This is a genomic window from Bartonella sp. CL436QHHD, from assembly GCF_042195105.1.
In the GTDB taxonomy this organism is placed as follows: domain Bacteria; phylum Pseudomonadota; class Alphaproteobacteria; order Rhizobiales; family Rhizobiaceae; genus Bartonella.
The window spans coordinates 88,980-114,473 of the sequence record NZ_JBHINR010000032.1; the positions used below are offsets into that span (position 1 = coordinate 88,980).

At 38.5% G+C, this 25,494-nt stretch carries 15 protein-coding genes; 10 read left to right on the forward strand and 5 right to left on the reverse strand.

Annotation, left to right across the window (positions count from 1 at the left end; translation table 11 throughout):
* Nucleotides 1-379: 379 nt before the first annotated feature.
* From ilvD to ACFIKN_RS04280, 3 genes are all read right to left on the reverse strand, one after another.
* Nucleotides 380-2,218, reverse strand: a complete 1,839-nt coding sequence (ilvD, locus tag ACFIKN_RS04270; protein ID WP_375657966.1) for a dihydroxy-acid dehydratase — start codon at nucleotides 2,216-2,218, stop codon at nucleotides 380-382.
* Between the two features lie 993 nt (nucleotides 2,219-3,211).
* Nucleotides 3,212-3,463, reverse strand: coding sequence for a DUF1150 domain-containing protein (locus ACFIKN_RS04275; RefSeq protein ID WP_012754519.1), 252 nt, complete (start codon nucleotides 3,461-3,463; stop codon nucleotides 3,212-3,214).
* A gap of 26 nt (nucleotides 3,464-3,489) precedes the next feature.
* On the reverse strand, nucleotides 3,490-3,921 hold the full coding sequence (locus tag ACFIKN_RS04280; protein WP_012754518.1) for an Hsp20 family protein: 432 nt from the start codon (nucleotides 3,919-3,921) through the stop codon (nucleotides 3,490-3,492).
* A 120-nt stretch (nucleotides 3,922-4,041) separates the two neighbouring features.
* Between ACFIKN_RS04280 and nth the strand changes: the two genes are divergently transcribed.
* The 10 genes from nth (at nucleotide 4,042) to ACFIKN_RS04330 (ending at nucleotide 13,787) form a co-directional block, all read left to right on the forward strand.
* A complete protein-coding gene (nth, locus tag ACFIKN_RS04285; RefSeq protein WP_273790256.1) occupies nucleotides 4,042-4,782 on the forward strand; it encodes an endonuclease III in 741 nt (246 codons plus the stop codon).
* Nucleotides 4,783-4,937: 155 nt separating this feature from the next.
* Complete coding sequence (gene rpmI, locus ACFIKN_RS04290) at nucleotides 4,938-5,141, forward strand: 50S ribosomal protein L35 (protein ID WP_183193590.1); 204 nt, start codon at nucleotides 4,938-4,940, stop codon at nucleotides 5,139-5,141.
* A 33-nt stretch (nucleotides 5,142-5,174) separates the two neighbouring features.
* Nucleotides 5,175-5,576: a 50S ribosomal protein L20 gene (gene rplT, locus ACFIKN_RS04295; RefSeq protein ID WP_012754515.1), complete on the forward strand. Its 402-nt coding sequence runs from the start codon at nucleotides 5,175-5,177 to the stop codon at nucleotides 5,574-5,576.
* A 94-nt stretch (nucleotides 5,577-5,670) separates the two neighbouring features.
* A complete protein-coding gene (gene pheS / locus ACFIKN_RS04300) occupies nucleotides 5,671-6,747 on the forward strand; it encodes a phenylalanine--tRNA ligase subunit alpha (protein WP_375630537.1) in 1,077 nt (358 codons plus the stop codon).
* Nucleotides 6,748-6,786: 39 nt separating this feature from the next.
* Nucleotides 6,787-9,201: a phenylalanine--tRNA ligase subunit beta gene (gene pheT / locus ACFIKN_RS04305; protein ID WP_375657967.1), complete on the forward strand. Its 2,415-nt coding sequence runs from the start codon at nucleotides 6,787-6,789 to the stop codon at nucleotides 9,199-9,201.
* Between the two features lie 290 nt (nucleotides 9,202-9,491).
* A complete protein-coding gene (locus ACFIKN_RS04310; protein WP_273790253.1) occupies nucleotides 9,492-10,400 on the forward strand; it encodes a metal ABC transporter substrate-binding protein in 909 nt (302 codons plus the stop codon).
* Nucleotides 10,397-11,227, forward strand: coding sequence for a manganese/iron ABC transporter ATP-binding protein (locus ACFIKN_RS04315; protein WP_273790252.1), 831 nt, complete (start codon nucleotides 10,397-10,399; stop codon nucleotides 11,225-11,227). Before ACFIKN_RS04310 ends, ACFIKN_RS04315 begins: the two co-directional genes overlap by 4 nt.
* The gene (locus ACFIKN_RS04320; protein ID WP_273790251.1) at nucleotides 11,224-12,090 is read left to right on the forward strand and encodes a metal ABC transporter permease; all 867 of its coding nucleotides are present in this window, start codon (nucleotides 11,224-11,226) and stop codon (nucleotides 12,088-12,090) included. Before ACFIKN_RS04315 ends, ACFIKN_RS04320 begins: the two co-directional genes overlap by 4 nt.
* Nucleotides 12,087-12,992 (forward strand): metal ABC transporter permease, encoded by a 906-nt coding sequence (locus ACFIKN_RS04325; protein WP_273790250.1) that lies wholly within the window; start codon nucleotides 12,087-12,089, stop codon nucleotides 12,990-12,992. Before ACFIKN_RS04320 ends, ACFIKN_RS04325 begins: the two co-directional genes overlap by 4 nt.
* Nucleotides 12,993-13,400: 408 nt before the next feature.
* Nucleotides 13,401-13,787 (forward strand): YbaN family protein, encoded by a 387-nt coding sequence (locus ACFIKN_RS04330; RefSeq protein WP_273790249.1) that lies wholly within the window; start codon nucleotides 13,401-13,403, stop codon nucleotides 13,785-13,787.
* A gap of 1,561 nt (nucleotides 13,788-15,348) precedes the next feature.
* On the opposite strand, the gene pncB is transcribed toward ACFIKN_RS04330, so the two are convergent.
* Nucleotides 15,349-16,653, reverse strand: a complete 1,305-nt coding sequence (pncB, locus tag ACFIKN_RS04335; RefSeq protein ID WP_273790248.1) for a nicotinate phosphoribosyltransferase — start codon at nucleotides 16,651-16,653, stop codon at nucleotides 15,349-15,351.
* Between the two features lie 133 nt (nucleotides 16,654-16,786).
* Nucleotides 16,787-25,357, reverse strand: a complete 8,571-nt coding sequence (locus ACFIKN_RS04340) for a GH36-type glycosyl hydrolase domain-containing protein (protein WP_375657968.1) — start codon at nucleotides 25,355-25,357, stop codon at nucleotides 16,787-16,789.
* Nucleotides 25,358-25,494 lie beyond the last annotated feature (137 nt).

Below are 25,494 nucleotides of genomic sequence, written 5' to 3' on the forward strand. Positions count from 1 at the left end.
TTCACCACGCACTAAGAAACACTTAATATTTAAGGAGGATGCCGTATATCACAGTCCTAAATGACAGTGTTTTACGGTACAACAAGATAATGCCACCAGTACAATAAATATCTTCCATAAATATGAGAACAGGAAATTGTAATTTCGTATAAGATTGGAATATGATATGAAAAGTAATGATACTGTATCTATCTTTATCTATCTTACATAGCTGCTAAAATAAGCAATCCGCAGCTGCTTTTAGTTGTATTGATAGCTTTTTAATCATACTCATCCATGACTCGAAATGTTCTGATAAGTTCATAAACTCATAAAATAATTAGCTCAGAATATCGTGCAAAAGATGCAAAAAATCAGAGTACTGTCTCTATTCAACTCATCAAATATTACGTACTGCACCTTTTGAAGCAGATGTAGTCATCGCTGCATAAGCTTTGAGAGCCTTTGAAACTTTACGCTGACGCTTCTCAATCGGTTGCCAAGCGCCTTTTCCTTTTGCTTCCATCTTAGCACGGCGCTGCTTCATCTCAACGTCATCCACCAACATATGAATTCTACGATTTGGAATATCAATTTCTATGATATCCCCTTCTTCCACTAACGCAATTTCTCCTCCTTCCGCAGCTTCTGGTGAAATATGTCCTATCGAAAGCCCTGAACTTCCTCCTGAAAAACGTCCATCCGTAACAAGTGCACAAACCTTGCCTAATCCTTTAGATTTGAGATAACTCGTTGGATAAAGCATTTCTTGCATTCCAGGTCCACCACGTGGACCTTCATAACGGATTAAAACAATTTCACCTGTTTTAATCTTATCAGTTAATATAGCTGAAACAGCTGAATCTTGGCTTTCAAAAATTCTTGCCGGACCTTTAAAAGTTAAAATTGATTGATCAACGCCTGCTGTTTTTACAATACAGCCATCTTTTGCAAGATTTCCATAAAGAACTGCCAATCCTCCATCTTGTGAATATGCATGTTCCCTATTGCGAATCACACCTTTTTCACGATCAAGATCAAGGGTCTCATAGCGACAAGATTGGCTAAAAGCTGTTTGTGTCGGAATACCACCTGGAGCAGCACGATAAAATGCACGAACTGTTGGCTCATTAGTTTGCTTTACATCCCAGCGGTAAAGAGCTTCTTTCATTGTTTTTGCATGAACCGTATAAGTTGATGTATCAATGAGTCCCGCCGCATCCAGTTCGCCTAAAAGCCCCATAATACCACCAGCGCGATGAACATCTTCCATATGTACATTTGCAACAGCAGGAGCAACCTTACATAAAACAGGAACATGACGTGAAAGATGATCAATATCCGTCATGGTAAAATCCACCTCACCTTCTTGCGCCGCGGCTAAAAGATGCAGTACTGTATTGGTTGATCCCCCCATGGCAATATCAACGGTCATTGCATTTTCAAAAGCCTTGCGTGAAGCAATAGAGCGTGGCAAAACTGTTTCATCATCATTTTCATAATAACGCTTAACCAATGCAACAATCTGTTTTCCAGCTTCTTCGAAAAGCATCCGCCGATCTGCATGTGTTGCTAACATTGATCCATTTCCAGGAAGAGAAAGCCCCAATGCTTCCGTTAAGCAATTCATGGAGTTGGCCGTAAACATTCCTGAACAAGAACCACATGTAGGACAAGCTGCACGCTCCATTTCAGCAACTTCTTCTTCTGAATTTTGTTCTGAAGCTGCTGCGACCATGGCATCGACCAAATCAACCCTTAGATCTTGATCCTTCCATTTAATCTTACCTGCTTCCATAGGACCGCCAGAAACAAAGATTGTCGGAATATTCAACCGTAAAGCAGCCATTAACATACCAGGCGTAATTTTGTCACAATTAGAAATACAGACAAGTGCATCCGCACAATGTGCATTAACCATATACTCTACAGAATCAGCAATGATTTCACGTGAGGGCAAAGAATAGAGCATTCCATCGTGCCCCATCGCAATTCCATCATCTACAGCAATGGTATTAAATTCTTTCGCAACACCACCGGCAACAGCTATCTGTTGTGCGACTAATTGCCCAAGATCTTTTAAATGGACATGCCCTGGTACAAATTGTGTAAAAGAATTCGCAATCGCAATAATGGGTTTACCAAAATCAGTATCTTTCATCCCTGTTGCACGCCAAAGTCCGCGGGCTCCTGCCATATTACGCCCGTGGGTTGATATTCTTGAACGGTAAGAAGGCATTATTTTTTTCCCCTCAAATAATTCCATTTTGCTTGTTGTGCTGTAACTTCATTATAAAAACAAGAGCTTTAATATTCAAAAGAGCAAAATACCTCGTACTGAGGCATTTGAAGCACAAAATTAAAAGCCCTGTATAAACTTTTTCATAAAGCCTTTGTTTTTTTCTTACCTGTTAATCAACATCTAATCCCTGTGCAAGTCCACGTTTGAGACAAATATCAAAACGCTTCAGTGTGGAACGAACTGTTCCAGATTTTTGTATGCCAGATTTGGTCAGTATATTGCATCTATCTGTTTGCGTAATTTCTGGAACAAGAAGACAGCCTCATTTGGAAAGAATATAAAGGCATCGTGGTAAAAATCTATCATCTCCTTACAATTCAGCTTTACACCTTTCAAACGCATTCATAGAAATATCTTTTAAATAATTATGACGCATTATCTCATGCTTTTGTTTTTACACTCTTCAATAGAGCTACTCCCCTCAGGAAGAACAAAACACACCAAACAAAATACACTTGTATAGCCTTTATGTACTCATTTTAAAGAGACATCTTTCAATGTAACTCGAGCCCATTTCACGATAGCGCCCATGAATGGTATAACAGCCCTCGTGAATAATATAAATCTATAAGGGACATCTTCACACTTATGAAGAAGAAAACTGACACCATCATACATTTTTTCATCCCCATATTGTGAATGTCTTTGGTAATTGAGACAATTAAAAAGAGATATTTTTATTCCTTTCTTCAAGTGTTTTTATCCACATGGCTCTCCCTGCTTATGACATCAAGCAAGTGACTTTAATTGTTTCAATATAAGAAGATCTCAAATGAGAGAACCTTATGATATTCGGGACTCTCATTCCAGTTGTAAAAAATTAATTATGAATATAAATCAATACTTAATCTCATTATAACCCACATTACACCCTTTACGAAAAAACAGATAGAATTTATAAAAGAGTACAGCTTTTTCTCGTAAGGTAATCTAGTGCAGAGTTACAATTTGTAGTTCATGCTCATTGGCTCCAGCAAGAGCGATAGAACGCTCATCGGATAAAATGATAGGATAACCTGTTTCACCAAAGAGAGCCCATATCGTAATGCCTGGGGTCATCGGTGGAAGATCTGGAAAGTTTTTAGCCAGATCATCTGTACAAACTTTTTTTAAATAGGCAATCTGTCCCGCATCAGAATAGGATGTGTTCTGAAACGACAAGTTTTGTTTATGTTCTCCCATTTCACTGTTCCTTTACGCCTTAACTTTTATGACTCACCACTACTGACTTTAATTGGAATCTGTTTTATTTCTTTTTTTAATTTTGGTTGATACAGATTAATTGATAAAAGACCATTTTTCAACTCCGCATTTGTAACATGCATCCCTTCCGCGAGAACAAAGGTTCGCTGGAATTGTCGCGCAGCTATACCGCGATATAAATATTGATGATTTTGGTTGTCTGTTTGTTTACCATGAATAACCAATTGATTATCATCAAGCAAAATATTAAGATGGTTAATCTTAAATCCAGCAACAGCCAAAGTTATCCGGATATGATTTGCATCATCATTTTTATGCAAACGTTCAATGTTATAGGCTGGGTAAGCCTCATCAGCTTTACCGATACGTTGCAATATTTTTTCTACGGTTTCAAACCCTAAAAGAAAGGGATTGGAGAAAGGCGTCACATGTGTCATTCATGAGTATCCTCTTTAAAACGGCTTTACTTGACCACACTCTATAAAAGTGTTCGCTGCATTTCTCTCATATGGCGAGCGTGAATGATAACTTCAAGAGAGAAGATTTAAGAGAGTTCAATGCCTCAACGTACCATAAAATTGTCAAAAGTGCGAAATTTATCTGGTATATTATATAATGAAAATGAAATTGCAGAAATATTTCGCCGTTTTTCTGTGCAACGCCCAGCGCCTAAGAGTGATCTTATCTATACAAATATTTTTACGCTTTTGGTTGCCGTTGTGCTTTCGGCTCAAGCGACAGATGTAAGCGTTAATAAAGCGACAAAAGAATTATTTCGCCTTGCTGATCAACCGGAAAAAATGGTTGCATTAGGAGAAGAAGAAATAGCACATCATATCCGTTCAATTGGTCTTTGGCGTGCAAAAGCACGTAATGTTTATGCGCTTTGCAACTATTTAATTGATTATTATGGCGGTCAAGTACCCGATACGCGTGAAGCACTCATGGCCCTTCCTGGAGTGGGGCGCAAAACGGCTAATGTGGTCTTGAATGTTGCTTTTGGTCAACCTACATTGGCAGTAGATACACATATTTTTCGCTTAAGCAATCGTCTTGGTTTAGCGCCTGGCAAAACACCAGAAATTGTTGAGAAAAAATTATTAAAGATTATACCGGTTCATTATATTCGCCATGCACATCATTGGCTGATTTTACATGGTCGCTATATTTGTCAAGCCCGTAAACCACAATGTACGCAATGCATTATTGCCGATTTATGTAAAGCAGCTATCAAAACAAATGCAATTCCAGCACCTTTAGTTGAGCTTCAAGGCAATGGAGCGCCGATTTTTTTGTAATACGGTCTTGCAATTTTGTGTATACTAGCTTATGAAAACGTCTTTAAGAGCCGCCCGGCAGGGCATGCCGTGGCTGTTTAAATGCTTGTTCAAGCGTTGGTCCGCTTGAGTGAATAAATTTTTTGAGTGAATAAATTAATGTACGGAGTAGCAAAATGCCCAAGATGAAGACCAAATCATCCGCTAAAAAGCGGTTTAAAATCACTGCGTCAGGCAAAATTAAAGTAGCAGCTGCCGGTAAGCGCCACGGCATGATTAAGCGTTCGAATAAATTTATTCGCGATGCACGTGGAACAATGGTTTTGTGTGAACAAGATGCTAAAAAAGTCATTCAGCATTATTTGCCGAATGGTATTTAAACCTTACGCTTTTGATTTTGAGGAGATTATAATATGGCTCGTGTGAAAAGAGGTGTGACAGCACACGCTAAGCACAAAAAAGTTCTTAAACAGGCTGAAGGTTTTTACGGTCGTCGTAAAAATACCATTCGTGCAGCTAAAGCAGCGGTTGATCGTTCAAAGCAATACGCTTATCGTGATCGCAAAAATAGAAAGCGTACTTTCCGTGCTTTGTGGATTCAGAGGATTAATGCGGCTGTTCGTGCAGAAGGTTTAACTTATGGACGTTTTATTGATGGCTTATCAAAAGCTGGTATTGAAGTTGATCGTAAAGTTCTTTCAGATATAGCAATCCACGAGGCGGAAGCATTTTCTGCTTTAGTAGCTTCGGCAAAAAAAGCTTTAGAATATTTAAAAGATACGACACCTAATGCTTTCGAAGGCGCTGTCAAATAAGCCAGTCGTGTTCTCTTAAAGCATTCATTTATTTGAGGTCCCGTGCTGGCTATTGCAAGTGCGGGTTTTTCTTTATTAAAAAATAGGCAAAAATATGAATGATATTGAGCGTCTGGAACAAGAAATTTGTTTAGCCTTAGAGGCAGCAGGTGATGAAAAAGCTCTTGAAGAAGTGCGTATTGCAGCATTGGGTAAAAAAGGTAGTATCTCTGAAAAATTAAAAGAATTAGGAAAAATGGATGCTGGCGAGCGTCATAAAGTTGGACCAGTTCTTAATGGATTAAAAAATCGTATTTTAGAATTATGGGCGCAAAAGCGTGATCTTCTGAAAAGACAGGCAATGGATGCCCGTCTTTCTCGTGAAACAGTTGATGTTACCTTGCCTATTCGCTCTTCACCTATAGAACGGGGACGCATTCATCCTATTTCACAAGTGATTGAGGAAATTATTGCCATTTATACGAAGTTGGGTTTTTCTCTTGCAGAGGGACCTGATATTGAAACAGACTATTATAATTTTACGGCATTGAATTTTCCTGAAGGGCATCCAGCACGCGAAATGCATGATACCTTCTTTTTTGATGTTGATAAAATGGGAGAACGAAAATTATTGCGGACCCATACATCACCTGTACAAATTCGCACACTAGAAAGACAAAAAGCACCGATACGGATCATTATTCCTGGAAAAACTTACCGCATGGATTCGGATGCAACACATTCTCCCATGTTCCATCAGGTAGAAGGTCTTGTCATCGATAAAACCTCCACCATTGCCCATATGATGTGGCTACATGAAACCTTTTGTAAAGAATTTTTTGAAGTTCCCTCTGTAAAAATGCGTTTTCGTCCCTCTTTTTTCCCTTTTACCGAGCCATCTATGGAAGTGGATATTCAATGTGATCGTTCTGGTTCAGACGTAAAGTTCGGAGAAGGGCAGGATTGGTTGGAAATTTTAGGATGCGGAATGGTGCACCCTCATGTGTTGAAAAATGTTGGCTTAGATCCCGATGAATATCAAGGCTTTGCATGGGGAATGGGCATTGATCGTATTGCCATGTTGAAATACGGTATGCCTGATTTGCGGGCTTTTTTTGATGCTGATCTGCGTTGGTTAGACCACTATGGCTTTCGTTTCTTTGATATGCCTGCTTTTTTTCCTAATAGATAATGTGTGATCTTAGTCATCGCTTTCATGTGAGGTTTTAAAATGAAATTTACATTGTCGTGGTTAAAAGATCACTTAGAGACAAATGCATCTTTGGATGAAATTTGTGAGAAACTAACAGCTATCGGTCTTGAAGTTGACTCCGTTGATGATCGATCTTCTTTAAAAGGTTTTGTGATTGCAAAAGTTTTAACAGCAATAAAGCATCCTGATGCAGATAAACTCCAGATTCTGTCCGTCAATACAGGGACTTCCACACCTGTTCAAGTTGTCTGTGGAGCACCAAATGCGCGTGCAGGTCTTATTGGTGTTCTGGCACTACCAGGTACTTATATTCCAGGACTTGATGTAACATTATCTGTAGGAAAAATCCGTGGTGTTGAAAGTTTTGGGATGATGTGTTCACAAGCAGAGCTTGAATTATCGAATGAGCATGATGGGATTATTGAACTTCCAGAAGATAGTCCTATTGGAGGTTCATTTGCAGCTTATGCTGGTTTAGATGATCCGGTCATTGATATTGGTTTGACCCCTAATCGTTCCGATTGCACAGGTGTTCGTGGTATTGCCCGTGATCTTGCCGCTACAGGAATCGGACAATTAAAAGAATTGTCTTTACCAAAATTTGAGCCTTCCTTTGAAACACCTCTCAATGTTTCATTAGATTTTTCGCAAGATTCATCATTATGTTTAGGTTTTGCTTGGCGTGAAGTACGCAATGTTCAAAATGGCGAATCACCCCAGTGGATGCAACAGCGTTTGAATGCAATTGGTTTGAGACCGATTAATGCGCTTGTTGATATGACCAATTACATCAGTTTTGACCTTGGTCGTCCACTCCATGTTTTTGATGCAGATAAAATTAAAGGTAATTTGTGTGTACGTTGTGCGCGTGAGGGAGAACAGCTTCAAGCACTGAACGGAAAAATCTATCATTTGGGCGCTAAGAATTGTGTCATTGCAGATGACGAGGGAGTTGTTTCGATTGCCGGTATCATGGGCGGAGAAAGAACGAGTTGTGATGAAACAACACATCGCGTTATTATTGAATCGGCGCTTTGGGATGCGCAAAGCATTGCACAAACAGGAAGAGCATTAGGTCTTATCAGTGATGCACGTTATCGATTTGAACGAGGTGTTGATCCGGCTTTTATAGAAACAGGGCTTGAGATTGCAACAGAATTGGTCTTGCATCTTTGTGGTGGTGAAGTATCTAAGAAGAGGATCGTTGGCTATCAGCAACAAGAAATCAAACAGATCGCTTTTCCTTTTTCTGAAATTAAACGTTTAACAAATTTGGAAATAGAGCCTGAAAAAATCATCTCTATTTTAACAAAACTTGGATTTTTTGTTGAAGGAAAAGGAGATGTCGTTACCGTAAAAGTACCATCATGGCGCCCTGATATTATGGGTAAAGCCGATTTGGTGGAAGAGATCATGAGAATTTATGGGTTAGATAAAATTAAACCTATTCCTTTGGAAAACTTCGTAGAAGAAAAAGATCAGATTGTAACATGCGCACAAATTCGTTCACGTGCTACACGTTTGGCTTTAGTGCAACGCGGTATGAAAGAAGCGGTAACATGGTCTTTTATTTCTGAAAATCAAGCTCTTGCTTTTGGAGGAGGTCAAGAAGAGCTTAAATTGGTTAATCCTATTGCTGCTGATATGTCAATGATGCGTCCTTCCCTTTTACCTGGTTTGATTATGGCGGCACAAAGAAATGCTGATCGTGGTTTTTCCGATCTTGCTTTGTTTGAAGTTTCCAGTATTTATGAGGGCGACACCCCTGATAAACAACACCGTGTTGTTAGTGGGATTCGTCGCGGAACAGAGCAATTTAAAGGTGCTGGGCGCTTTTGGAATGGAAATGCAACCGTCGTTGATGTTTTTGATGCCAAAGCAGATGCTTTAGCTATTTTAGAAGCATGTGATATGGATATTGGGAAAGTGCAGATTGAAGTTGGAGCACCAGATTGGTATCATCCTGGTCGTTCAGGTGTCATAAAACTTGGATCAAAGATTATTCTTGGTTTTTTTGGTGTTTTTCATCCTGCTACATTAGAAAAGTTAGATGTCAGTGGCCCTTTATGCGGCTTTGAAATTTTTCTAGACCGAATTCCAGAATCAAAGAAAAAAACGACCAAAAGCCGTCCTCCTTTGAAACTCTCACCTTTTCAAATGGTGCGGCGTGATTTTGCCTTTATAGCGGATAAAACTGTTGCCTCTTCTCTTATTATTCGTGCGGCAAGTGGAGCCGATAAAAAACTTATTCATTCAGTGCAGGTTTTTGATGTTTTCGAAGATTTAAGCTTTGGTGAAGATAAAAAATCTGTTGCAATTGAAGTAACTATTCAGCCCATAGAACGGACTCTAACGGATGAAGATTTAGAAAAGCTTGCCTCAAAGATCGTGGATAATGTTACCAAAATGACAGGTGCATATTTACGCTACTGAGTATTCTCATTTTTTATGAGATATTTTACATGAAGTGGGAGCATCTTTGAGTGCTCCCTTTTTGTTTGGCATTCAAGAGCTATAGAGCTTCTTGAAAGGGGACCTCCTTACCAAAACAAGCTGCTTAAATCATCAATTTTTTTAATATGAAAAAACTGTTTTTAAACATTTTGAAAAGTTATTTTTTCTCTTAATCCTTCATTGCAAATGTAAAAGATAACTGCTATTGCTAAATGATAATGCAAATTATTTGCAATAAAAAGAAGGCATATAAAGGAAAGAGAAAACCAATGAACGTAAGAACGTTTTTCACCATAGTTTTTGGAAGTGTTATTTTTTTTACACCCAATTTTGCTTTGTGTGCTGGTAAATTTAAAGCTGTTACGACATTCACTATCATTGCTGATATGGCACGCAATGTAGCAGGTGATGCCGCTGATGTTGAATCCATTACAAAACCAGGTGCGGAAATTCATGAATACCAACCCACCCCACGCGATCTTATGCGTGCTCAGGGAGCTAACCTTGTATTGTGGAATGGTTTAGAGTTAGAGCTTTGGTTTGAAAAGTTTTTTCAAAATATCAAGGATGTTCCAAGTGTTGTTGTTTCAAAAGGTATTGTACCCATTAAAATTGGTGAGGGCCCCTTTAGCGGTAAACCTAATCCTCATGCGTGGATGTCACCGACCTCTGCTTTGATTTACGTTGATAATATTCGCGATGCTTTTGTAAAATATGATCCTGAACATGCTGAAATTTATAAACAGAATGCTGAAATTTATAAACAGAAAATTCGTGCAACGATTGATCCAATTAGGGCTGAATTAGAAGCTGTACCGCAAGACAAACGTTGGCTTGTGACAAGTGAGGGGGCTTTTAGCTATTTGGCGCGTGATTTTGATCTAAAAGAACTTTATTTATGGCCCATCAATGCTGACCAACAAGGAACACCACAGCAGGTCAAGCATGTTATTGATATGGTTCGCAAATACAATATTCATGCAGTTTTTTCTGAAAGCACTATTTCCCCTGCGCCTGCTAAGCAGGTTGCCAGAGAAACAGGGGCTAAATACGGTGGTGTTCTTTATGTTGATTCTTTAAGTGAGAAAAATGGTGAGGTACCCACTTATATTGATTTATTACGTGTCACGAGTGGGCGTATTAGCAATGCTTTAGTAGAGGGAGTAAAAAGCCAATGACGGAATGTGGAATATTTGCCCAAGGAGTAACGGTAACATATCGTAATGGACATACAGCTTTACGCGAAGTGAATTTTGAAAGTCCAAAGGGTTCTATTACGGCATTGGTTGGTGTTAATGGATCCGGTAAGTCAACGTTATTTAAAGCGATTATGGGGTTTGTACGCCCCTCAAAGGGAAAAATTCGCATGTTTGATTTACCTGTTGATATAGCTTTGAAAAAAAACCTCATTGCTTATGTTCCTCAAAGTGAAGATGTTGATTGGAATTTTCCTGTCTTGGTCGAAGATGTTGTATTGATGGGGCGGTATGGTCATATGAATTTCTTTCGCTATGCCCGTACACAAGATTATGAAGCCGTTCGTATTGCCTTAGAACGCGTTGATATGTTGGCTTTTGCCAAGCGCCAAATTGGAGAACTTTCTGGTGGACAGAAAAAGCGTGTTTTCCTAGCGCGCGCTCTTGCACAGAAAGCAAAAGCTATTTTATTAGATGAGCCGTTTACAGGGGTTGATGTTACAACAGAAGATAAAATCATTGCTTTGTTACAAGATCTTCGTAAAGAAGGAGCAGTGATCTTGGTTTCAACTCACAATTTGGGTTCTGTTCGCGAATTTTGTGATCATACAGTTTTAATAAAAGGGACCGTTTTAGCTTCTGGGTTAACAGAAAAAATCTTTACAAAGGAAAATCTGGAGAAAACTTTTGGAGGGTCTTTGCACCACCATATTTTTGATCTTCAAACCACAAAAAAAAATGATGTTTTCATGGGAAGAAAGCAGTCTGCCGTTTGTGAAGATATTGAAAGAGTGGAGCACGTTGCATGATTTCTTGGTTGCTTGAGCCACTGAGCTATCAATATATGGTGAATGCAATGTGGGTTTCTGGATTAGTTGGGTGTGTTTGTGCCTTTCTTTCGGCTTTTTTGATGTTAAAAGGTTGGTCATTGATTGGTGATGCACTTTCCCATTCGATTGTTCCTGGTGTAGCAGGAGCTTACCTTTTAGGGTTACCTTTTTCACTTGGCGCTTTTTTTTCTGGTGGTCTTGCAGCAGCAGCAATGCTCTTTTTTAACCACCGGACAAAACTTAAAGAAGATACCATTATTGGGCTCATTTTTTCTTCCTTTTTTGCCTTTGGGTTGTTTCTCAAATCATTAAAACCAATGGCTGTTAATATTGATACGATTGTTTTGGGAAATATTTTAGCAGTTAGTTCAACAGATATTCTACAATTGGCTTTTATCGGCTTTGTTTCGTTGCTTATATTGCTTTTGAAATGGAAAGATCTTCTTGTTTCGTTATTTGATGAGACGCATGCGCATGCCATTGGATTAAACGTAAAATTTTTAAAGATTCTCTTTTTCACATTGCTTGCCGCTTGTACCGTTGCTGCGATGCAAACCGTTGGAGCGTTCTTAGTCATTTGTCTTGTTGTGACACCTGGGGCAACGGCCTATCTTTTAAGTGATCGTTTCGTGAACATCTTGGTTATTGCAGTTGTAATTGGAACCTTCACAAGTATCTTGGGTGTTTATGTGAGTTATTTTTTGAATGCACAAACGGGGGGGGTTGTTGTGCTTTTTCAAGCATCTTTATTTGTTTTAGCTTTTATTTTTGCTCCTAAACATGGGTTTATTGCCGCGCGCTTACGCATAAATGCAGCAAAAAAGGGTGTAATATTATCATGATTGATCAATTACTGCTTCCGTTTCAGTTTTCTTTTATGCTTAAGGGTATGCTTATTGTCATGATTCTTTCTATTCCCATGGCGATGCTTTCCTGTTTTCTTATTTTGAAAGGATGGGCGCTGTTAGGCGATGCCATTTCTCATGCAGTTTTTCCAGGTGTTGTTGTTGGTTATATGACAACACCATGGGTAATCGCATTTTTAACTTCTTTGCCATTTGCTTGGTTTCAGCATATGCGTCCAGAGAATATTACAATGACTTTGATTACTTGCGGTGCTTTTGTTGCAGGAATGGTGTGTGCACTATTAACGGGTTTTTTAGGGAGCAATAGCCGTATCAAACAGGATACGGTGATGGGCGTGGTCTTTTCTTCAATGTTTGGTTTAGGGCTTGTTTTAGCCACGTCTATTTATAGTAGCTTAGATTTGAATCATATTCTATTTGGTAATCTCTTGGGTGTTAACTGGCTTGATATAACGCAGACGGCAATCATTTCTGCTGTTGTCACTTTTATTTTAGCAGCAAAATGGCGCGACTTTATGCTGTATATTTTTGACACAGTTCAAGGACGTGCAATGGGGTTACCAATATCTCTACTCCACTATACCCTTCTAACGATGATTTCTCTTACAATTGTTGCAGCTTTGAAAGCTGTCGGTATCGTGCTCGTTATTTCTTTACTGATAGCACCAGGAGCAATTGCCTATCTTGTCACAAAGCGGTTTTCTTTTATGTTAATGATCGCGATACTTGTTGCAGCTTTTTCTGGTTTTTTAGGGATTTATCTCAGCTTATTTATCGGCTCTGATTCTGCTTCCACAATTGTGTTGATCTTGACGTTGATTTTTATGGCTATTTTCATGATGATTTTCTTTCGTCGAAACACAGTTCAAGAAACTTGAAAGTGTTAAAATTCATGCATATCAGCCATGCATTTTTATATATTGTTTCTCATTTTTATTTTAATTAGAGTCTGGGGTGCTAGGTTGTTTTTCCTCCTAATATCTAGCAGATGAGTGCAGTACATTTTCTCCCCCCCAACACTGCATTCTTAATTAAGAGGCTGCATTGATTTCTTCTGCAGCCTTTTTATTTTTTTGTTTTTCTAAAATCTCTCCTCTTTTCTTGAAATCATTTAAAATGATTATCATATTGTGTAAGCTATTCGGTATTTTCAAGGAACTTATAACAGCAAAGACACTTACGCATGAAGGGGTAGAGCGTAATTGTGCACTCAGACATGTAAACAGAAAAAAACAGATACAATGTTTTTGTATAGGGTTTTGCGTAGAGGAAAATAGTACGAGAGAATGAAAAAAGATTCGAAGATATCGCACCCTTTACGTATCTGCTATTATATAGCAGGGTGGGCGATGGTTATATTAGGTATTATCGGTGTCGTATTACCTATTATGCCAACGGTGCCTTTTTTATTGGTTGCCTCATGGTGTTTTACGCGTTCTTCTCCACGTTTTCATCAATGGTTGAATAATCATCGTATTTTTGGTCCCCCTATTAAGCGATGGGAAGAAAAAAAAGCAATCTCTCCATTCGTTAAAGTTTTTGCAATGATGAGTATGACAGGAGGATTTTTATCCTTTTTCGTAATGCTACACCCTCCTTTATGGATTTCCTTACTTGTTGCGGTTATATTATTGCTGATTGCCATTTATATTGTAACACGTCCATCTTCTTAATGATAAAAAAGGCTTTATGAGATACTCTTTTTAGCTTCGACTTATTTGTAAAAACTATGAGGACTTTTAAGTTTTGAATATAAGCTCTCCATATCCAAAATACATATGAAATAGCAAGCTTTTTGAGCGCAATTAATTAATAATATGTTTGTGAAATAATTTTTATGAACAAAGAAGATTGTTTACGAATACTCAAAATGTTCTCACTTGGTAAACAATGATAAATCACATTCATGGAAGAGAGTCATTATTTTTGTAAAGCATGTTTGTATGAATCTCTATATATACATCATTGAAAAGTCATTGATATGATAGACATTTCGTTTGTTTTCATATCTCTTAATGAGGATATAATACAAAGCTTACTAAATACCCTCATTTTTATACTTATACAGTTAAGAAGCCGGTCTATTATATCAATCTTTAAGGTTACATCTGTTCTTAACTTAAGAATAATTCATAAGAAACAACAGAATTTTTCAAATGGTTTATACATACACGCATTCTTATTATAATATGCGAATAAATAATTTCTCTGTCTTGATATAAAGCTTATTCGAAATAAAAATATTATTGCATTCTCTGTTTTTTAATGAAGTCATGCCCCTCACGTAAAACAAAAGGTCTCCCAAATCATGTTATTTACACATTTATTTTAATGAAACATTTCTCAACGCTTTACTCATTTCATAATAGCAGACCATACATGGATAAAGTAAAATCTCCTGTAAAGTGTATAAAATCTATTTGAGCACCATCATCCTTGCCTTGCAAAATGCATACCGATAGTCACCATGCTATTTATCATCCTCCAATGTTGCCTTAGTAATTTCTAATGTTGCAATTGTAGCTTGTCATCTGGTTTTGTATATTTTGACACTAGATTTTGTACCAATTTATTTTTTTCAAAGAGTTTTAAAGGTGTTCTCAAAGGGTTTTGAAAGCCTTTTCTCATTTTTACTATGGAAACGCACTTTTTTCTGATTTTCGGTAATTTTTGTAATTTTAGGTGTCAAAATCTATTTTGATAAAACGCGCATTTAATGGTAAAAATTGTACATAAAACAACAAATTACCACGTATTCCTACTTAATCCCGCCTCTTTCCACTTAGTATAAAACCTACTGTCAAACTACAACAATAACTCTTAAAACTTGAAAACCTTCATATATGCAAGGGGATTAGTGTGCTTGATTTAACAGGATTGAAATGAGAAAAACTTATGATACTCGCGCACGCTCATTCAACATGCAAAATGATAGTATCTTGTTATGCTGTATAACACTGTTATTTATGACAAATGATATAAGGAAGCCTCCTTGGCTAAACTTCCCTAGCGCGTTAAGTATTTTTTTAATGCGTAGTGAATATTTTTAAGTCTTATCTATCGCGCCTTATGTAAGTGAAGCGTATGCGTTGATAGACTAAGTAGAATCTGCTCAAAAAACAGCCGAACTATTTCAGACCAGCAAAGGTTAAGAATCCTCATCCTTAGGGCAGAACAAAAATCAATCTTATAAACAATATGTTGAGGCAATATACTTGTTTAAAGAGCCGAAAACTACGTCTTTATAGGTCTAGCAATTCGCTTTGTATTACCAAAAAAATTGATATAACGTTGTACTTCTTTTGAATCACCGATCGTTTTTTCAGGATTATCTGAAAGTTTCACGGCTGGTCGACCATTGGCATAGGTCACCTTACAAACAAGGGAAAGAGCATCAAGAGTTTCGATTTCCTGAGGTGCACAGCCTGTAAAGTCATTGGTAAGATCCGTGCCCCACCCAAAACTCATGCGCACTTTACCATGGAAATGATGATAGGTTTTTTCAATTGTATTGACATCAAGAGCATCAGAAAAAATTAGAAGTTTTTTGCATGGATCTTTTCCTTTTTCTTTCCACCATTGAATAATACGTTCGCCACCTTCAATAGGGGGCGCACTATCGGGTCTGAAACCCGTCCAATCAGCTACCCAATCTGGTGCATTGCGTAAAAATGCTTCTGTACCAAAGGTATCAGGTAAAACAATGAGAAGATTTCCACCATAATAACGGTTCCAATCCTGCAAGACTTGATACGGAGCTCTGCGTAATTCATCATCGTTATTGCTGAGAGCCGCAATAACCATGGGCAATTCGTGTGCATTGGTTCCAAGAGCTTCTAAATCCGTATCCATGGCAAGAAGAACATTAGAAGTTCCAGTAAAAGAATTACCAATCCCTTCTTTTAATGCTTCCACACACCAGCGCTGCCATAAAAAAGAATGGCGGCGCCTTGTCCCAAAGTCAGATATTTTAATATCAGGCAATTTTTTGAGACGTTCAACTTTACTCCACATTTTTGCTTTAGCACGCGCATAAAGTACATCAAGAGCAAAACGATCTAGTTTTTTGAGAGCAGCACGTGAACGTAATTCACTTATAATAGCAAGGGCTGGAATTTCCCACATAGAGCTATGAGCCCACGAACCATAAAAATGAAGAATATACTGGCCATCTTTACGGGTTAGTTCATATTCTGGGAGTTGAAAATTCTCAAGCCACTGAAGAAAATCCGGTTCAAAAATTTGTTTGCGTCCATAAAATGTATTACCAGCAAGCCAAATCATTTCTTTTTTTGTAAAGTGCAAACTAAGAGCATGATCAAGTTGAGCACGTAATTCACTCTCATCAATATCATCGGCAAGACGTATTGTTTTAGAGCGATTTATGAGGGAAAAAGTAACATCAACATTAGGATATAACCCCCAAATCATCTGCACCATAAGAAGCTTATAAAAATCCGTATCGAGAAGTGAACGAATAATGGGATCAAGTTTCCAAGTATGATTGTAAACACGTCTAGCAATATCCGGATGATTCATAACCTTTTTCTTTCAGTTTCATAAAATCTAAAATATTATGCACCAACACGGCTAATATAGGCGGTGCAATATAACAACTCTACAGTTTTGGGCAAGAATAAAAAAGTCTGCTCTCTTTTTTCATCTTTCATCTTTAATATTTGACAATACGTATAATTTCATGCTGACCTGTTTTTTGTAACTTTATCCCTGTATGAAATTCGGTATATTCTTTGCTATTAACATAGAGCATATTTTTAGGTCCCCATTTTACTTTAATGCTATAAACGGCATCATAAAACTTCATTGTTGCTTCATATTTTGGCCAAATAGAGGGTAAATGTGGCTGCAAAAACAAGAGGTCTCCCTGACGCTGTATTCCAAGAATAGCTTGTGTTGCGGCGCGATAAAACCAACCGGCTGAACCTGTATACCAAGTCCAACCGCCTTGACCACATCGTGGTTCAACAGCATAAATATCTGCGGCCATCACATAAGGTTCAACACGATAAATTTCAGGATCTTGTCCGTGGGTAATTGGGTTTATCATAGAAAATAAAGCATAAGCTTTATCGTTTTGTTCCATTTCAGCCAACGCAAAAATACTCCAAATGGCACCATGCGTGTATTGACCACCATTTTCTCGAATTCCTGGAGGATAACCTTTTATGTAACCAGGCTCGAGCGTACTTTTATCAAAAGGCGGCCAAAAAAGGCGAATGAGTCCACCTTTTTTATCATAGAGATGTTCCAGCATTGATGTCATTGCTTGTTTTTGGCGCTCAAGCGATGCCATTTGAGAAATGACAGCCCAAGATTGAGCAATGGTATCAATTTGACATTCATCATTGACTTTAGAGCCCAGAGGCGTTCCATCATCAAAATAACCACGTCGATACCAAGCACCATCCCAACCATTTTTCTCTAGGGATTTTGTTAAATGTTCAAGGTACGTACTCCATATTTGCATATGGCTATTGTCACCACGTTTTTTGGCTAAAGAGATAAATGCTTGTAATGTGTGCCCAAGAAACCATCCTAACCAAATGCTTTCGCCTTTTCCTTCCACACCGACCAAATTCATGCCATCATTCCAATCCCCACCTAAAATAAGAGGGAGACCATGTGGTCCGCAGCGTTTAATGGCAAGGTCTAAAGCTAAAGCACAATGTTCATAAACTGTTGCAACCTTTGAGGATTGGGTGGGTTGAAAATAAGCATCCTGTTGCCCACTTTTGAGAACATCACCTTCAATAAAAGGAATGAGCGTATCAAGAAAGGCATTATCGCCAGTGGTATTGACATAAAGAGCTGTTGCATATGCAAGCCAAACGATATCATCAGAAATGTATGTACGAACACCAGCATTTGTGTCAGGCAACCACCAATGTTGCACATCACCTTCAAGAAATTGGTGCGCTGCTGCATTTAACAATTGTTCACGTGCTAATTGTGGTTCCAGCAATAACAAAGACAGGCTATCTTGTAACTGGTCACGAAAACCAAATGCACCACTAGCTTGGTAAAAGCCTGCGCGTGCCATGATGCGGCATGAGTAGATTTGATAAGGAAGCCAATGGTTGACCATAAGATTAAAAGAAGCGTCCGGTGTTTTGACTTGGAAAGGAGAAACAAAATCACTCCATTGCTGTTTTTGTTTTGTGAGCTGAATCTCAAAATCACTTGCACGTACTTGATTAAGTAATTTTTCAGCTTCTTGCCTATTTTCAGCACTGCCAAGATAGAAGATGATTTCTTTTGTTTGCCCTGGTTGAAGATCAATATCATAGGCGAATGCTGAACAAGGATCACATCCTGCTTCAATGGTATTCGAAAGAGCACCGGCTTTACGGATCGCATTTGGACGTGTTACGGTTCCCGTTGCACCAATAAATTCAGCGCGATTGGTCGTAGTGCTGGTTGGCATTTCGGATGCTGATAAAAATGTAACTTGTTGAGATTTCTCGATGTGATAGGGATTTTGAATAAAATGTGCACCCCATCTAGCCTCATAAGAGGAAACAATAAAGGGGGCATATTTTGTACGGATATTTCCCAAAACCCATTCAACATAATTATAAAGGCGTAAACTACGTGGTTTTTTCCCTTCATTCGTAAGGATAAGACGTGAAAAGCGAATAGGTTTTTCGGGATCAAGTGTATGAGTCAGTTCTAATGCGATTTCTGAATGTGTTGATTTAAAAGTTGAGAATCCAAACCCATGACAAGCCTCATAGACAATATTTTCGTCACATTCAACAGTAGAAACGGGTGAGAAACGTTTTAAAGACTGGCGATCAACCAGATAAAGAGCTTCTCCTGGCCGGTTAGACGTTGGATCATTCGCCCAAGGAGTTAGTTGATAATCGCGGCTATTGTTAGCCCAAGTAAAAATTGCACCTTCAGCAGAGACATGAAAACCAAATCTGTGATTAGCAATGACATTAATCCACGGATGTGGTGTGGTGGTACGTCCATGAAGACGTATTACATAATGATTGTGCTGATTAAAACCACCGTAACCATTCCAATATCTTAGATCTTCTCCATTTGGGAGAAAAGAGGATGGTTTTTGTTGGCTAATAAGACCAATGGAAGAAAAAAGATTTTGTTCAGTTTGTGTTGTAAATTGCTGTCCTTCGTTATATCTTGGCAAGTCTAATTGATCATAAGATTCTTGATAATTTTTATGAATTGTGAGATTAAAATCATTCTCATCAAGTCGTTTAAGTTGTTCAGATAAAGAGCCATTTTGGGCATCAAGAACGATGCGTGCTGATGCAAGAAGCGTTTTAAAACTCTGTTCACTCATTTGATCGCGTCGAAGCATGAAAATATGTTGGCGTTCATCTGCTTTTTGCGTGTGGTGATAATAAGTTTCACAGACCCACTCGAGAGCGCGTTGTGTACTTTGTATATAAGAAAATGTTTGTTCATTAAGAATGACCAAATCAACAATGAGTCCGCGCATACACCAATATTCGTGTGCTTTAAGGAGCTCGCGCAGTACGGTTATATTTCCCTCGTTATTTAATCTAAGAAGACAGAGTGGATTGTCTCCTGAGATAGACATGGGCCAAAGATCAGACTGTTTTCCTAGCGTTTTTGCTAATATTTCAGAAGGAAGACGCCACGTTCTTTCTGGATAGATAAGCGGTGTTGCATATTTTTGATAGATAATAGCTTCTTTAAGCTGGGTTCCGCTCTGATACAGTGCGACTTGTGAGCGCGTCCATGCCATTGAAAGTTCTTTTTGAAACATATCAGGTTGTCGATAATGTTTAATATGATTATTTAGCGCTTCTTTTGTATGAGCAGCAAAGGTCCAAAAAATAAGTTCTGCTTTTTCATGGGCTGAAATTTTTATACGGCATCGCAATGACATAACAGGATCAAGAACACAACCTTGACTGTTACTGAAACGAGCATTTTGGTCAAATGCAGCGGGCCGATGAATGGATCGCCCCCGACCAATAAACAGAAAGCGATCTGTTTCAGCTTCTGTCTCTTGGAGAATATCTGTTGTACTAGAAACAAAATGGGCAACATAGATTTCAGGATCACTAGGCGAGCGTTTGCGCCTTTTGGCAAAAATTGTTTTACCTTCTTCAGCAATTTCTGTCTCTATAAACATACGGGAAAAAACAGGATGAACTTGATCTGTATCCATCGTGGCAAGCGCTAATTCACCATAAGAAGTCACTTCAATGAATCGGTCTTTATTTGTCGTATTCATCAATTGAATACGTCTCCCTTCGCCACATCCTTCAGATGTAATAAGACATTCAAGTGTTGATTTAATACCATCAACCATTTTTGTATATTCAGCCTTTTCATCTGTAAAAATGCTGACAGCTTCTTCTTCAATAACACGTGTTGGCTCACCAGTAACAGACCACCACCGTCCACTATGCGTGTCACGCAAGAAGAATAAAGTACCTTGTTGATCTTCTGTTGCATCAGGAATAAAGCGCGTAATCGCATAATCGTGCCAACGGCTGTAACCAGAACCATTCGCTGTTAACATGGTAGAATAAAAGCCATTAGACAAAAGTAAAGTCGCTCGTGGTTTGAGTAACGGGTTTGTAATAATGCGCAAAGGGGCTGCATCAAATGCTTGAGACTTATTGCGCATACGATTAACAGCTTTGGTATGAATAATAGGAATGAGATGAGGCGCTCTTTCCTGTAAGAGCAATTGTGTTGCCTCAATAAAGGGATCACGGTGAAAACGATCACGCATTCGCCCTTGAAAAATAACATTGTTAAGAGCAAGGATAGACATGCCATGATGGTGCGCATAATAATTGCGTACAACGGCGTATTTTTCCCCTGTTTTCACGCGTGAAGGGGTAAAATCAACAGAGTCATAATAACCATATGTTCCTAAAGCTCCAAGATCACGAAGTCGTTTTAAATTAGCGACAGCGCAAGCAGGAGCATATTGTGCCGCTAGAAGGCTGGCATAGGGAGCAATGACAGCATTGCGTGAAAGACCACGTTGGAGTCCGAGGTTTGGAACACCAAAATGAGCGTATTGGTAATTCATTAAATGATCGCGAGCATTAAATGCGGCTTCTGAAATACCCCATGGCAATTCCCGTTTATGGGCATATTGTATTTGACAACGAATAATCAATCGATTTGTTTGATCTAGGAGAGACCCTAAAGGTTCATGCATTATGAGAGATGGCATAAGATATTCGAACATTGATCCAGACCATGATAGGAGTGCACCTTTCCCACCTATGGGTACGAGAAGTCGACCAAGACGAAACCAATGTTTAAGTTTTATATCTCCTTTTGCGATGGCAAAAAAGCTTGCAAGACGTGCTTCTGAAGCAAGCAGGTCATAACAATTTTCATCGAGTTTGTTTTCTTGAACACGATATCCAATGGATAAGAGATGCCGTTTAGGCTGTTCTAAAAAGTCAAATTTCATATCAAAGGCTATTTGCCGTGCCACTATAGCCAGCCTGTTTAGTTTTTTACGTAATTTTTCAGTATCACAATGAGCAGTCGCATCATGATGATGAGCGTTACAGGTGTCGATAAGGCATTTAGCCCAAGAAAGTGCACGAGCAGATTCTATCGTTTGAATTTTGTGGTCAAGTTCATCGACTAAGTGCACAATATCGTGGGCTGCAAGTGAAAGATTTATGACGTGAGAAGGGATCGTATTTTCTTGTTCTATAAAAGTGAAGACAGAATCATGAAAACGAGTGATGTTTTCTTCGATTTTTTGGCGTAAAGAGCGTAAACTGGGTTTATGATCTGGAATTTCTCTGACAGTTTCTTCAAGAATAGCAAGAACATCCGATAAGCCTTCTCGATCACTTTGAAAAAAAAGAGGCGGTTTTTCAGCCCATTCACTTAACGCAGAAGAGAGTGTTACCAAATGACCGGCAAGATTTCCCGAATCAACGGTTGATACATAAGTAGGCAAAAGAGGCCTAAGTGTATCCGTTTCATACCAATTATAGAGATGACCACGGAACTTTTCCATTTTTGTAAGAGAGCGTAATGTACATTCAATACGGGTGATGGTCTCTTCAAAACCAATCCAGCCAAAATCACGTGCTGCAATAATAGAAAGGAGATAAACGCCAATATTCGTAGGCGATGTACGTTGAGCAACAAGAGGTTCAGGATCTTCTTGAAAATTATCGGGAGGCAAATAGTTGTTTTGTTCGTTGACAAAGGTTGCATAATAAAGCCATGTCCGCCGTGCAATAGAGCGGAGTTTTTTTTCATCTTTTAAAGAAAGATAAAGGCTATCTTGAAAGGTTGAAGGTTGACTCACAATCCAAGCAATAAAGGGTGAAAAAAACCATGCTATCCCAAAAGGTAAAGCAACCAAACTTGCAAAACTATCAGAAAAAAGAGGGAGTGCTATAGTAAGAACACCGATAAGCGATGCTGGTGCCATTGTAAAAACATAGAAACGCAAACTATTGGGCATTGATTTTGTTGCGGCAGAAGTTTTCCATTCAAGAAGATGCTGTTTTGAAATCGTCATACGATAGAGTGTACGAATAATCGCATCGGTCATAAAATACGCCGAATGAGCAAGAAACGTCGTTTTAAGAAATATATCAGCGCTTGTAAGAGCAATTTTGTTCCCGATTAATTGAAAATGTCCACGCAAAGAATGATCTATATTAGATGAGACAAGCGTTTTTAATACACATAGAATGGGTGAAATGAAGGAGCTAAACAACAAGAATATTTGCCAGACGATTGCACTCTTTAAAGACAAAAAAGCCCATCCTGCAAATGCTGCGATTAACCACATAAGTGGAGTGAGAGAACGACGTAAATTATCCTGCATTTTCCAACGCGTCACGAAACTTATTTGACGGTGGGAAAAAAGATAAGGCAAAAGCTGCCAATCACCGCGGACCCAACGATGATAACGCATAACATCAATATTGTAAGCGGTTGGATAGTCTTCAATGACTTCTATGCTACTTACCAGAGCAGTACGAGCATAACCTCCCTCTAAGAGATCATGGCTAAGAATAGTATTTTCTTTAATTTTGCCATCAAGCGCTTGTTCAAATGCATCAATATTATAAAGACCTTTACCGATAAAGGTGCCTTCTCCTAAAAGATCTTGATAAGTATCAGAAACAGCAAAAACATAAGGATCAATGCCACGGTTGATAGAAAAAACCCGTTGGAGAATTGATGTTTTTTTTCCTGTTGTAAGAGAAGGAATAATGCGTGGTTGTAAAATGCTATAGCCCTTTACAACCTTTCCACTTTGTGGATCAAAAACGGGATGATTGAGTGGATGGTTAAGCTTTCCAACAAGTTTCGCGACGCTCTCTGGAGTAAGACGTGTATCACAATCCAGCGTCATAACAAAACGGCAATCCATAGGAAGATGTGGATTGGGAGGATAAAAGCTTGTATTTTTATCGCCTCTTAAGAGCCGATTAAGTTCATGAAGTTTTCCTCGCTTTCGTTCCCATCCCATCCAACATTTTTCGCTTGCATTATAAAGGCGTCGGCGATGTAAAAGGAAAAAAAGCGGAAGTTCATCACGATGATAACGACTATTGAGTTTATCAATAGTCTTTTGCGCATAGTGCAATAAATCAAGATCATCTTGCGTTTCTCTCAATGGAGCATCCACCCAATCTGTAATGAGCGCAAAATGAATGGCACCTTTAGGATTGGAAAGATAGTGCACTTCAAGATTGCGCACTTGTTCATCAACATTAGCGCGTGATGTCATCAAAGTAGGTACAACAACCATTGTCCGTGCATGTTTTGGAATACCTTCTTTATATTCATAACCAATGAGTTGTTTTGATGGGACAAACCACGAAACAACAGTGTTAAATAAAGCAAAAGAAGCATCAATAGCAGGAAAAAGCGCCAATACAGTAAAGCAAAAAGACATCCATTGTGTCATGCCAGATATTTGTAAAAGGGCGTAAATTACCAGCAAAAGAGAAAGCGTCAGAAAAGAGACAGGAAGGGCGATGACTCTCAATTTTGAGCAACAGGAAGCGCGTGTCCATTTTATGAGAAAGGGCGGAATATACCCACAAGCCTTTTCAAATATGCCACGACCATCATCAACAAGGTACCACCCCACACAAGAATGATGAGGCATATCTTTAGAAGTGGAATTTGCCATTTCTACAACTTTATGTGCAACTTCCAGTTCACTAAGAGGCGAAAAGCGTGAAACTTTTTCAATGACTTGTCGATAAATATTGCGTGAGTGAGCATCAATTTCAGAAAAATCACTATTTTTACGCAAAATAGAATCGACACAACTCACTGTTTCAAACCATGCTATCCAATCAACATCATCTATAGCTTTAAGAGCACGGATAATATTTCCCATGGTCACACCATCTGCTGCTTGTCGGGTATGTTCATCAGCTGTTGCAATCTCTAAGCTACTGCCTTGGCTTTTCAATTGCTTTTCAAGCCAAGTTAATGCTACGGTTGAATCGACAGATGCACTGCGCAGGCGATAGAATAAATGTGCTGAAAAAGTTGGATCAACAGTAAATGGTTTATACTGCGTAAAAAGAGAGTGTAGATTTGTTTTATTTTCTACAAGAGAAATTTTATCAGCCACTTGACTAGCAAGACGGCGCATATGTCGCGCTTTTTCGATACGGACTGAAAGACGACGGACATTTTCAATGAGCAGCATTTGCATAACAGAAGGAAGAGCCCACAATTCACCAATTGTGAGCGCACAAACTTCTTGAAATCCGTTGGTCATAGCAGTGAGTGTTTCTTGTGAAAAGCTGCTATCGGTATGCGCAATATAAAGCCAAGTTAAAGCAAAAATTCGTGGTATTCCCGCTTTGTGTGTAGAAAGAGGAAGTTGCTTTATGAAGGACTTGGGTAGATTACGACGTAGCTTTTGTATGGTTTTATCAATGGTGTAATGATTATCAATGAGCCATTGAGCAGAAGGTGCGATGGTTTCATCATTTCGGGCAGCAAAATCACTGGTGTGAAAGGCATGAAGAATAAGTTTAGCATTTTCATTCAATCTCTTGCGAAAATCTTCTACTCCTTCATATTCAGGGAGTAAAATTTCTTTACCAGAAGCTATATCATGCCCTAAGTTATAAAGATCTTCCTGTACCTTATAAATTGCACGAAGAGGAAAATCCGTATTAATAAAATGGTCTTTTTTCTCTTTTTGAGAAAAAAAGCACTTTATGAAAGGTCTTATGCACGTCATAATGTCCCATTGTTATTCAATTACATCGTTTTTTATTTAAATTTTAAGCATTTTATCTGAATAGTGAACCGTTGTTAGACAAAAAACAAACTTTTTGTTTTTATTTGCAAGCATTTATAATTTTTGTTTCAATAATT